Source organism: Lysinibacillus sp. GW821-FHT14F06 (assembly GCF_058803665.1).
Window position 1 is genome coordinate 22,044 of record NZ_JBXAPF010000026.1, and the last position, 12,706, is coordinate 34,749.

10 protein-coding genes are annotated in these 12,706 nt (G+C 37.0%); 3 read left to right on the plus strand and 7 right to left on the minus strand.

The features are described from left to right. Positions 1-16: 16 nt before the first annotated feature. The 5 genes from AC1RNS_RS19305 to putP all read right to left on the minus strand — a co-directional run bounded on the left by AC1RNS_RS19305 (position 17) and on the right by putP (position 7,005). Positions 17-841 carry a GNAT family N-acetyltransferase gene (locus AC1RNS_RS19305; RefSeq protein WP_492995018.1) on the minus strand — a complete coding sequence of 275 codons (825 nt, stop codon included), beginning with the start codon at positions 839-841 and terminating at the stop codon, positions 17-19. Continuing rightward, on the minus strand, positions 841-1,986 hold the full coding sequence (locus AC1RNS_RS19310) for a M20 peptidase aminoacylase family protein (protein WP_492995020.1): 1,146 nt from the start codon (positions 1,984-1,986) through the stop codon (positions 841-843). The genes AC1RNS_RS19305 and AC1RNS_RS19310 overlap by 1 nt, the downstream gene beginning before the upstream one ends. A gap of 248 nt (positions 1,987-2,234) precedes the next feature. After that, the gene (locus tag AC1RNS_RS19315; RefSeq protein WP_492995021.1) at positions 2,235-3,722 is read right to left on the minus strand and encodes a peptide MFS transporter; all 1,488 of its coding nucleotides are present in this window, start codon (positions 3,720-3,722) and stop codon (positions 2,235-2,237) included. Positions 3,723-4,102: 380 nt separating this feature from the next. Beyond that, on the minus strand, positions 4,103-5,386 hold the full coding sequence (gene hflX, locus AC1RNS_RS19320; protein ID WP_492995022.1) for a GTPase HflX: 1,284 nt from the start codon (positions 5,384-5,386) through the stop codon (positions 4,103-4,105). Positions 5,387-5,520: 134 nt separating this feature from the next. After that, a complete protein-coding gene (gene putP, locus AC1RNS_RS19325; protein WP_492995023.1) occupies positions 5,521-7,005 on the minus strand; it encodes a sodium/proline symporter PutP in 1,485 nt (494 codons plus the stop codon). A gap of 157 nt (positions 7,006-7,162) precedes the next feature. Here putP and AC1RNS_RS19330 point away from each other — a divergent pair, with 157 nt between their 5' ends. Next, positions 7,163-8,323, plus strand: coding sequence for a class I SAM-dependent methyltransferase (locus AC1RNS_RS19330; RefSeq protein WP_492995025.1), 1,161 nt, complete (start codon positions 7,163-7,165; stop codon positions 8,321-8,323). A gap of 65 nt (positions 8,324-8,388) precedes the next feature. On the opposite strand, the gene AC1RNS_RS19335 is transcribed toward AC1RNS_RS19330, so the two are convergent. Together AC1RNS_RS19335 and AC1RNS_RS19340 are read right to left on the minus strand one after the other, a co-directional pair. Continuing rightward, on the minus strand, positions 8,389-9,708 hold the full coding sequence (locus AC1RNS_RS19335; RefSeq protein WP_492995026.1) for an ABC transporter permease: 1,320 nt from the start codon (positions 9,706-9,708) through the stop codon (positions 8,389-8,391). A 1-nt stretch (position 9,709) separates the two neighbouring features. Next, on the minus strand, positions 9,710-10,396 hold the full coding sequence (locus tag AC1RNS_RS19340; RefSeq protein WP_492995028.1) for an ABC transporter ATP-binding protein: 687 nt from the start codon (positions 10,394-10,396) through the stop codon (positions 9,710-9,712). A 376-nt stretch (positions 10,397-10,772) separates the two neighbouring features. Here AC1RNS_RS19340 and AC1RNS_RS19345 point away from each other — a divergent pair, with 376 nt between their 5' ends. Both AC1RNS_RS19345 and AC1RNS_RS19350 read left to right on the plus strand, forming a co-directional pair. Continuing rightward, complete coding sequence (locus AC1RNS_RS19345; protein WP_283869854.1) at positions 10,773-11,393, plus strand: DUF47 domain-containing protein; 621 nt, start codon at positions 10,773-10,775, stop codon at positions 11,391-11,393. Between the two features lie 20 nt (positions 11,394-11,413). Next, the gene (locus AC1RNS_RS19350) at positions 11,414-12,430 is read left to right on the plus strand and encodes an inorganic phosphate transporter (protein ID WP_492995030.1); all 1,017 of its coding nucleotides are present in this window, start codon (positions 11,414-11,416) and stop codon (positions 12,428-12,430) included. Positions 12,431-12,706: the final 276 nt, after the last annotated feature.

The following is a 12,706-nucleotide window of genomic DNA, read 5'->3' on the forward strand; positions in this document are numbered from 1 at the left end:
TCACTCCTTAATCTTATTATAAAGCTAATAAGGAGCGTCTTACTAATAGATAGCTATGCACATATTCTTTGTGTTTTTTCATTCTTACAATGGCATAATCTTGTTCAAATAATGTTGTTAAGATTGTACGAACCTTATAACGCCAGTCCTCCGCAAGCTTAGGGCTTTCCACTTTCATCTTTTGTAAACATTGAGGGATGGGTAGTAAATAGGCATCTTTATAAAAGGATTGCTCTCGCTGGAATTCACCATCGATATCTAGCACAGGTAAGCCATCCACCGTCAACGACCACGGTACAATTTCCTCAGCCCCCTCTTCCAGCTCATCCAGGCTATCCTCTACTCGATCACGTTCAATCCACCATTCCACAACAATTCGATCTGAAGGCAGCCCCTCGTTAAAATCATCTTGGAGCGGACCATAATAATCATTTTCATACTGATAACTAAAAGCATTCAACTTCAAAAATGACAAATTAGCCATACGTGCTTCCAATGGTTCAAATAGCCAATGCACAAGCTGAAACCCATGATCCCTTGCATATTCTTGTTGCGCGTGCTTTAATAATTCTCCTACACCTTGTTCACGATATGTTTTCTCCACACCAATCATGTGTGAATGCAGATACATTTTCCCTTCACGATAACCTACAAAACAATAGTTAAAGCCAATAAGCTTGTCCTCTAAATAAGCTCCAAGTACTAGTCCACCATTTTGTACAGCTGCCAATAATTGATGTGAGGGGATAGCCTGTGTTCCCCAAATCTCCGCATTTAAACTCTGCACTTCTGCAATCTCAGCAGGTGTCATTATTTTTTGAATTCGCACTCTTTCTAACATTATGCTGATGCCTCCTTTGTATTCCCCGACTCCAAAGCTAACAATACAGCTCTTGTCAGGATTTCAACTCCCGTTACAAGTCTTGCCTGCTTAAATCTCATCTTTGGATGGTGCAGCCCAGGCGTTAATCCACATCCTAAACCTAACATACTTGTTTTTAAATGGGGGCGTTGCACTGCATAGTGATGAAAATCCTCTCCCCCTGGTGTACGAACTGGTTTTCTTAAATTCGACAACCCGGTCGCTTGGACGATCGCCTGTTCCATAATGTATTGAGCAGTAGTGTCTACCTCCGCTGCGACTATATTCGCAACTGTTCTTAATTCAATTTGTACTTTATGCAAGATTTTAGAAGAGTCAATGACTCGCTTTACACCTTGGGCAAGTGCATCCATGACATCATTTTGCTGTGCGCGAATATCAATCGTAAAGGACGCATTCCCCGGAATAATATTGCCAGATTCTCCCCCTGCGTGGAATTTAGTCATCTTGATGGATACAGGAATCATTGGATCTGTATGAATGGTTCTCAAATCTTCAATAATCGTAGCTCCTACCTCAATGGCGTTTACACCAAGATGTGGTCTTGCTGCATGTGCATCCTCACCAATAATCTCTCCCTCCATTAATCGTGAGGCGCCATGATACAATGCAGCACAATATGTACCATCTTCAAGTTCATGCACTGGTCTTACATGGACACCAAATAAAAAGTCTAAATCATCAATAACCCCCTCCTTTAGAACCGATAAAGCACCTGTTCCTTTTTCTTCAGCGGGCTGGAATATTACACGAATAGTACCCTTAAACGACTGAGCCTGCTCTTTTAAGAGCAATAAAGCACCAATAGCCATCGTCATATGTCCATCATGCCCACAGGAGTGATTTGCTCGAAATACACCATCTACCTCCTGCCATAATGCATCTATGTCTGTACGCAAGCCAACCTTAGGACTGCCTTTTCCTATGTCAACATAAAGTCCTGTACTGTTTTTAAAGCGTATAGGTGAAAATCCTTCATTTGTTAATAAATTAAAAATATAATTGGTGGTTTCAACCTCATGCCAGCTTACTTCTGGATTTGCATGTAAATACGTAAAAATTTCCATTAGTCTTGGCCTCAAACGATCCAATGCTTCCTTCACAGCAACCAGCTCCTTTAATTTTCATACTAGTAAGATTATTATAACTAAAATAAAATCTTTTCATAGAAGCTTATACCTACATTTAGCAAATAAAACGACTGTTAAAGCTCTAATTGTTGTGACAGCTCTTTCCTATCAAGCACTTTATATATTCTATCCTTCACTTGAGCTCCCCTATCCATCACTTTTAAAATCAATAAAAAAAATGTAAATACAGCCTTCGATAAACTGTACTTACATCTTTTGATTTAATTAATACCTCGCATAGCTTTTGAAATGATTGGCGAAAGTACTAATAAAATTATCCCTATAACAATTGATAAAGAACCTAAAAAGCCGAAATAAGTGAATTCGCTTACAACTTCATATACCCTAACAAGTTGCGCATTAATTGCTTGCGCTGCGGCACTTGTTAAAAACCATAGAGACATTGTTTGTGCAGCAAATGCCTTTGGTGCTAATTTTGTCGTAGCTGACAACCCTACTGGTGATAATAATAGCTCTCCAACAACGACTAAAAAGAAGGATAGGACTAGCCACCATGGGCTTACCAAAGTTTCTCCACCTGATAAATATGCTGGAATCATCATTACTAGGAAGGATAGTCCTGCAAAGAATAATGAATAGGCAAATTTTCGAGGTGTCGTTGGTTGTTTATCTCCCCATTTTAACCATAGCATTGCAAATAACGGAGCCATCGTTATAACGAATAAAGGGTTTAATGATTGGAACCATGAAGATTGAATGCGAAAACCACCAATATTCAACTGTGTACGCGAGTCTGCATACGTTGCTAAAATAGTAGCACCTTGTTCCTGAATTGCCCAAAACATAACTGCCGATAAAAACAGCGGAATATAGGCAAGTAGACGAGATTTCTCATCCTGGGTTGTTTTTTTACTACGATACATGAATATAAAGAACAGCGTTGGAATAATAATTCCTAAAGCTGTAATGATTAAACTGAATACATTCATTGTCAATACACCCGTTTTAATGCCGATTGCACCTAAAATAATAATAACTAATGCAGCCACACCAAATTGTGTAAAAACTTTTTTACGCTCTTCTGGCTTTAAAGGATTATTAACTTGTAGGCCTGCTAATCCTAAATATTTTTTCTCTGTTAATTTATAAACAATTAAACCAATTAACATTCCTAACCCTGCAAATCCGAAGCCTAGGTGGAAACTAAATTTTTGTCCAATTGTTCCGACAATAAATGGTGCAATGAATGCTCCCATATTAATACCCATATAGAAAATTGAAAAACCTGCGTCACGACGGCTATCTGTTTCAGCATAAATATCACCAACGATACTTGAAACGTTTGGCTTTAATAAGCCTGTCCCCATAACAATAAAGGCCATTGAAGTAAATAACATACCTATTCCACCAGGTAAAGCTAGCAGTAAATGACCAATCATTATTAACACGCCACCATAAAAGATCGTTTTACGTGTACCTAACAGTCGATCGGCAATCCAACCTCCAATGATTCCCGACATATATACAAGTGACCCATAAATAGCCATAATAGAGTTTGCTGTTCCACGATCTAAACCAAGTCCACCTTGATTCAATTCATAATACATAAAGAAAATCAGAATCGCTCGCATACCATAGTAGGAGAATCGTTCCCAAAATTCTGTAAAAAATAATGTAAAGAGCCCTTTAGGATGTCCAACAAAGCCATTTTGAGGGACGGATTTTACAATTTCATCTTTAGTAGACATAACAATTACCCACTCCCAATTTAATTATTCAACAAAAATATTATTACCCATTTTCATGGATAAAAAACTTTGTTTCATCATACTAAAGTGTTTTAAAAACTTTATCAAGAGTTTTAAAAAATGTTGAAAATTTATCTCTTTTCTATAAATTCTGATTAAATATTACGAAATAATACTAAATCCTTTGATATATCTAAGTTTTCTTACTCTTTCACTACAATGTAATTCCAAACGACCATTAAATTATTCTAAAATATTTTATAGTCAGATTATTTATAGTATTAACATATAAGCTAGGATTATCCTCAAAGCCTTCAGACATAGCCATGAAAAAAAGCATGCTAGAAACGTATCCAGCATGCTTTAAATCTGTATGGTGATTAAATTACATATCCTTCATATTTCGTATAGTCCGCTTCCTTGACTTCGAGAGTTAGCAGTGTGCCATTTTCTTCATATTCTGTGTCGTAAACAGAAGCATGCTCATTTAAATAGGACACAATATTTCCTTGTTCATAGGGTATGAGCATTTTACACGTCACATAGTTAGCAAAAATATGTTGACGTATCAATTGGAGTAATTCTTCTAAACCAACTCCCTGCTTTGCAGATATCCAAATATTATCTCCACTTACAACTGGGTATGGAACGTTTGCTAAATCAGCTTTATTGTAAACATAAATAGTTGGTATTCCTTCAACACCTACCGCTTTAAGTGTTTCATTCGTTACCTCCATCATAAAACCATGCTCAGCATTTGACACATCTACAACATGCAGCAATAAATCCGCATCACGAGCTTCCTCTAACGTAGAACGGAATGCCTTTACTAAATGATGTGGTAATTTACTAACGAATCCAACTGTATCCGTTAATAAAAAACTCTTTTTATCAGGTAGTTCTATTTGACGGACAGATGTTTCAAGTGTGGCAAATAGCATATCCTTTTCAAACACTTGTTTATGATCCTCCTGCCCGATTCTAGCAAGCAGTTGATTCATAATAGTGGACTTCCCAGCATTCGTATAGCCAACAATAGAAACGACAGGGACGGCATTTTTACGTCGTTGTTTACGCTGTGTCTCTCTTTGTTCCTTTACTTGCTCTAGCTCTTTCTTAATTTTTGCAATTTGATCCTCGATTTTCCGACGGTCTAGCTCTAGCTTTGTTTCACCAGCTCCCCGGTTTTTAAAGCCACCGCCTGTACCACCTCCTTGACGGCTCAAAGAGGCATGCAAGCCAACTAATCGAGGCAGCATATATTGTAACTGCGCTAACTCTACTTGCAGCTGTGATTCTCGTGTTTTTGCCCGACGTCCAAAAATATCTAAAATCAACATCGTTCGATCAATGACCTTTGTCTCCAAATCACGCTCTAAATTACGGATTTGTGAAGGAGACAATTCATCATTGAAAATGATTAGATTGGCTTTTGCTTCTTCAAAAAAGTTTTTTATTTCTTGAATTTTGCCTGTACCCACATAATGAGATGGTGTAATGCGCTCTAAATTTTGAGTAACAACCCCTACTACCTCCACATTTAAAGCTTCTGCTAAATTTTTTAGCTCCTCCACTGAATAATCAAAATGCTCATCATTTCGTAAATTGACGCCAACTAATATGGCCTTTTCTAACAATATATCGACATCCTTGATTCTATTCATCCACAATCCTCCCACCAATACTTGGTGTTTCTTACGACAAATTTTCTTCATCTTACCATATAATGCCCTAAATCGTGCCGTTTAAAAGCTGATTTAAATAAGAAAAATGCGCCCTCCTAAAAGGCGCATTTTTCTTATTTTTCTTCCTTCAGTAATTTTTCCGTACGTTCAAATTCTTCTTCTATTTCTTTGTTCGGTCTATACGTCACAATACTGACGATAACAGCAACGATTAAACAAACCACGAAGCCTGGTACAATTTCATACAGTGTCTCAGTTAAAACTTTAATCTTACCCCAAATAAAGGCTGTTGCAGCTCCTGTTACCATCCCACTTAGCGCCCCGATATTTGTTAGCTTTCTCCAATATAATGACAGTAATATGATTGGACCAAATGCAGCACCAAAGCCTGCCCATGCAAAACCAACTAAGTCCAATATAGAACTATCTGGATTCCATGCTAAAATGGCGGCTACAATGGCTACAACTAATACAGCGATACGCCCAACGAATACATAATGCTTATCATCTGCTGTTTTATTAAATAATGCTTTATAAATATCTTCTACAAGTGCTGAAGATGTCACAATTAATTGTGATGAAATTGTACTCATTACCGCAGCTAATATTGCTGCTAGCATAATCCCCGCAATAAAGGGATGGAATAAAATTTGACCAAGCACAATAAATACTGTTTCAGCATCCTTTAACTCGCTTGCATTTTGTTCGTAATAGGCTACACCGACCAGTGCAGTCCCAATTGCACCAAATAGACTAAGCATCATCCAACCAATTCCAATACGTCGAGCCTGCTTTGTCTCCTTCACTGAGCTAATAGCCATGAAACGAACAATAATATGTGGCTGTCCAAAATATCCTAACCCCCATGCGAGCGAAGAAATAACTCCTGCTGCTGTTGCGGTTGCTGGCAATAAATTCAAATGCTCAGGATTAACCGCTTTAATAGATGCTATCGTATTGCCTAGACCGCCCGTTAAAAACAAACCAAATAATGGTACAGTTACAAGCGCCAAAAACATAATAAGTCCTTGTAAAAAATCGGTATAACTAACCGCTAAAAAACCACCGAAGAGAGTGTATGCTACAACAACTGCTGATACAATCAATAAACCTGTGTGATAGTCATAGCCAAATGAACTATCAAAAAACTTACCTCCTGCTACCATTCCTGAGGATACATAAAATGTAAAAAAGATTAAAATAATAATACCAGATGCAATTCTTATCAACTTGGTATTGTCACGCAAACGATTATCCAAATAACTTGGAATGGTGATGGAGTCGTTCGTCACTTGTGTATAAACACGAAGTCGCGGTGCAACAACTAACCAGTTCAAATACGCTCCTATGGTTAACCCAATAGCAATCCAAGCCTCCACCAAACCAGATAAATAAATAGCTCCTGGCAAGCCCATTAAGAGCCAGCCAGACATATCAGCGGCTCCTGCACTCAGCGCAGTTACAGCTGGGCCAAGCGATCGACCACCAAGCATATAATCTGTTAAATTGGACGTTTTAACAAATGCATACCATCCGATTCCAAGCATTGCGACCATATAAATAACAATCGCCAGTAATTGATACATGTTACCTGACATATTTTCTCCTCCTTGTCGCTCTTTCAGCTATTCCGATTAAATATACCATAAATATACTTATATGCCTTTATTTTGTATAATCTTTAAAGTATCATCGCTCTATATAAAGTGTGTTAAACTAGTGCCATCTATTACAGAATAAAGAAGGCGAAAAAGTATGATATTTGAAGAAATGAAAACTCAACTGACAGAGAGAATTTTACAGCAGCAACTTGTTACTGCTACCATTAGTCAACCACGAATGAAATCAAATGAAGTTAAGCGCATCAAGCTAAAGCCTATTTTGCTTAAGGATGTTTATCATATACAAATTGAATACCAATTTGAACGCATTTTAAAACACGAAAATATCCTTCTAGAAGATTTTCCAGAAAGACTTGCATTATTTTTTGATGATTACCGTCAAGCGCATATTGATTTTATAGACGAAAAAGTACAAATCCAACTATCCAAAAAGAATAAAGTACTATGGAAATCCGATAAATCAGTCGCTCCCAAGCAAATTAATTTAGCGCATAATCGCCAAAAAAACTATCTTCTTAAAGAGGAGCAACCATATCCATTTTTAATTCGGCTTGGTGTGCAAACAGAAGAAGGAAAAATTAAAAAACAAAAATATGATAAATTTAAACAAATTAATCGCTTCATTGAATTTATTGATGATACCCTAGCTTATTTACCAAAGGATCGTCAGGTTCGTATTTTAGATTTTGGCTCTGGAAAATCCTATTTAACATTTGCGCTATACCATTATTTAAAGGTTGAAAAGGGATTAGATATTCGTGTTACAGGCTTAGATTTGAAAAAAGAAGTCATTGAAGAATGCTCCACAATCGCAGCTGATTTAGGTTACGAGCAACTCGAGTTTTTAGTAGGGGATATTAATGAATATAATAGTGAGTCAAATGTAGATATGGTTGTTACGTTACATGCCTGTGATGTTGCTACAGATATGGCATTAGCTCGGGCTGTGAAATGGGGAGCAAAGGTTATTTTAAGCGTTCCTTGTTGTCAGCATGAGTTAAATCGCCAATTAGATACACCTGCACTTGACATCATGCTTCAGCACGGGCTTGTACGCGAACGATTTGCCGCACTTGCTACCGATGCTATTCGTGCTGAAATTTTATCCCTTGTTGGCTATGAGGCACAATTGCTGGAGTTTATCGACATGGAAAATACACCAAAAAACATTCTTATCCGTGCTTATCACACAGGGAAAAAACCAAGCCCTGAGCAGCGTACTCGTTACGATAATTTTTTAACCTTGCTAAATGCCCAGCCATTCTTAGCAAAGGAGTTAGAAACATATCTATAAGTTTTTTGTATTTGTAGTTAAATACAGGAAAAAGGCGATCCAACGTATTTGGATCGCCTTCTCTATTATAGTTCTTGTCGTAACGCTTGGATAACATCAATTTTAGTGGCTTTACGGGCTGGACGGTAGCCTGAAATCATAGCCACCCCAATACTGATAGCTGCTGCAATAACAACAAGCTGCCAAGGAATCAAGGAAAATGTAATATTGTTATTTCTAAAACCTTCTTCACCTGTTGCAGCCTGTAAAATTAACGGTAATGCGGCATTAGCTACGAAGCTAATAGCATATGATATTATTACTGCGATAACAGTACCGATGATACCAATGAACGTACTTTCCATTAAAAATAGTCGTTGAATAAGCTTAGGACTTGCGCCAATAGCCTTTAACACACCAATTTCACGAGTACGCTCTGTTACTGCCATTGTCATTGTATTGAAAATACCTATAGATGCAATTAATACGGCAATCGTGCCAACGAATATAAGGCCAACTTTTAGCACAAGGAAAAATACATTCATTTGATCTAATTGCTCAGTAATGGAATACACGCTATAGCCTTTATCTTTAAGTTTATCTAATATAGGCTTTACATTTTCTAACGTATCAGCAAAAATATTAAATTCTGAATAAAACATTTCATCTTCTTTAAGATCTACTGCTGTAGCCAAATTAGATGTTACTACTGGCTTTTGTTTTATATCCATATAGACAACGTTATTAATCATCCAATCATAGGTAGGCTCCTTCATCACACCCACAATTGTATAGTTCATTTTCTCTGTCTCTTTAGCTGCACTAATGTTAGGTGCTAATGATAATTCGATTTCTTTGCCAATTAAAGATTCCTTATATCCTTCTTCTTTACCATCGTAATATGTGCCTTCTGCCTCGGCCTTTTTATTCTTTTCTTCAATAATTTTGCGCTCAGCATCATTTAATAAGGTTTGAGCAAAATGATAGCCGACTATGATTTCATTTGGCTTAGATGGATACTTCCCTTCTGCAAGCTTGCCATTTACTTGCCCAAAATCCTGCATATTGGCAACATAGAGGTTAGAGCTTGTATCTCGTCCCTCAAAAAATGAGTGTGCAGAGGCATTCACTGTAATTGTTTCAAGTACAGTTTCAACATGCTCGACCCCTTTTATTTCCTGTATTTGTTTATCTGTAAACGGCTCATTATCGAATACTTGAATTTTTGTTACTTTTTCATTTGATAATATTTCATTGCGTAATGAATCCTGTAGACCAAACCCTACAGATGCAAGGACAATTAAAAATGCACAGCCCATTGTTGCTGCTAACACTGTCATAAAGACACGTAGTTTATTTTTCTTGATATGCTGTGTAACAAAATCTATCTGATCTTTAAATAACATGTTATTCCTCCTCCTTAACAAGTTCACCATCGTACATACGGAAACGTCGATGCGCTATGGTTGCTACTTCTTCGTCGTGAGTAATGATGACAAATGTTAAACCAAGCTCACGATTTAAGCTTTGAATAAGCAGCAAAATATCTTGCTCAGTTTCTGAATCAAGACTCCCTGTGGGTTCATCTGCTAACAATATAGGCGGATTAGTGATCAAGGCTCTAGCAATACTAACACGCTGTTGCTGTCCGCCAGACAATTCATTCGGATAATGGTCTGATACCTCTGATAGGCCAACCTTGTCCATTATTTTTTTGACCTTTTCTTTTCGTACAGCTTTCCCAGCGCCCTGTAATTTTAAAGGAAGCTCAATATTTTCAAATGCTGATAATCCAGGCATTAGTTGAAAGTTTTGAAAAATAAAGCCAAATTGTTTCAAACGAAAAGCTGCACTTTCTGTTTCTGTAAGATGAGCCGTTTCTTTTCCATTGATTTTAATGGACCCTTGCTCAGATTTCATGAATCCTGCTAAAACTTGTAATAGGGTTGATTTTCCAGAGCCACTTTTGCCAACAATTGCAACAATCTCTCCTTGCTTTACCTCAAAGTTAACTCCTTTCAATACAGGAATATGTTTTTCCTTGCCCTTTTTTCCTATTAGAAATGTATGTTGTAAGTTCTCGACTTGAATCATTTTCCTTTAACGCCCCTTTCTCATTCTTTCTCTATTGTAGAAAAGAATTCTTAAAAAAGTTAAAGGATAAAAATGAAGATATTCTTAAGAAAAAGGGCACACTAAATAAAAAGCACTTCTTTACATTATCTTTACAATTTATGTTGTATGAATGAGAACTTTTTGGCTATTTCACTCTTTATAAATCCCCTATTTAAAGCTCTTTTAATACTATTTCAAGCTTCCACATGATATTTTGTGAACAATTTGTATATTACAGGAATGTAAAGTTTTATGTAGAATGTATGAATTTTATGTAGATAAATTAAAGATTTTGTTATGATAGTAAAGTTTAGAGGTCGATTAATTTATTTATATCCAGGAGGATTCGATTTGCATGCTTAACTCAAAAAAACAAGACCCTTTCTTTATTGCCTTGCATAAAATTGCTGAAAATATGAGAGAGGCCGTACATTACGCAAATGATTTTCGTATCAACAGTGTAGCTGACCTGAAAGAGATCAGCATTACTATGAAAAATTACGAAACGGCTGGCGATAAGCTCATTCATGATCTAATCGTAATGCTAAATAAATCATTTATGACACCTATCGAGCGTGAAGACATCTTAGAATTTGCGATTCGTATGGATGATGTATTGGATGGTACGGAGCATTGTATCGCTCATTTTGAAATGTTCTCCCTAACAGAAGTTGATGAATCAATGCGCATCTTCTTAGGCTACATCTCAAAAAGTGCTGATGAAATTGTTAAAGCAACAGAAGAGTTAAAGAAAAAGAATCTTATTGGTATGCGTCCACACGCAATTCTAATTAAAGATTACGAGCGTGAATGTGATGAAGTACAACGTTCGTCCATTAAGCAATTATTTTTAAATGAAAAAGATCCAATTCGAATTATTAAATTTAAAGATATATACGAACAATTAGAAGATATCGCTGATTATTGTCAAAATGTTGCCAACACAATGGAAACAATTATCATGCGTAACGCGTAATTAGGAGATGGGCACTTACAATGAACACAATCATTATACTAACCGTACTGGTCGTCATCTTTGCCCTAACATTTGACTTTATCAACGGCTTCCATGATACAGCAAATGCTATCGCAACTTCGGTTTCCACTAGAGCATTGCCACCGCGAGCAGCCATATTAATGGCAGCGACGATGAATTTTGTCGGAGCTATTACTTTTGTTGGTGTGGCAAAGGCTCTTACAAAAGACATTGTAGATCCATTCTCTTTAAATGCCTTTCAAGGAGACACAACTGGCTCAATTGTTATTTTAGCCGCATTAATTTCGGCAATTATTTGGAATTTACTCACATGGTATTTTGGAATTCCTTCTAGTTCATCACACACATTGATTGGCTCCATTGCAGGAGCTGCTGTGGCATCTGCTGGTTTCAGCGTTTTAAACTATGGCGGCTTTACAAAAATCATTATGGCATTAGTATTTTCACCGATCCTTGCTATCTGTGCCGGTTTTCTGATGATGACACTATTTAAATTATTATTTAAAAATTTGAATTTATATCGTACAAATAAAGGATTCCGTACAATGCAAATTTTCACAGCAGCTATCCAATCATTTACGCACGGTACAAACGACGCTCAAAAGGCAATGGGGATTATGACCATGGCTTTAATTGCTGGAGGCTTACATACAGGAGATGAAATTCCTTTTTGGGTACGTGCTGCCGCAGCAACTGCCATGGGTCTAGGTACCTCTATTGGCGGTTATAAAATTATTAAAACAGTCGGTGGTAAAATTATGAAAATCCGCCCTGTAAACGGGGTAGCTGCCGATTTAGCATCTGCATCTGTTATTTTTGGCGCTACTTTAATCCACCTACCAGTATCAACAACTCACGTAATTTCTTCCTCCATTATGGGAGTAGGCTCTGCACAACGTGTACGTGGTGTAAACTGGGGGATGGCTCGTAAAATAGTTACTACTTGGATTATTACAATGCCAATTTCTGCAGTAATGGCTGCTGTTATTTACTTCTTTTTATCTTTATTCTGTTAATTTTCTTGCATATGAAGACTCCTGTTCTTATTGGACAGGAGTCTTGTTGTTGAAAAACAAAATGCTCAAGGAAAACTTTGTGATATTGTGGAAAAATGAAAATGATCTCCGTTTCAGGCTACTCGTTTGCCGCTGACACTTCGCTTTTTTGCATAGTAAAGCTTCCTGTGAGCGAGCAACGAGCCTGTAGAGTAGACTTGCACACCAATTAGCATTAGTGTAGACCTTTATATATTTTCTTCATCTCAAATGTAAAGTAAGCTTGGTTACTCACCA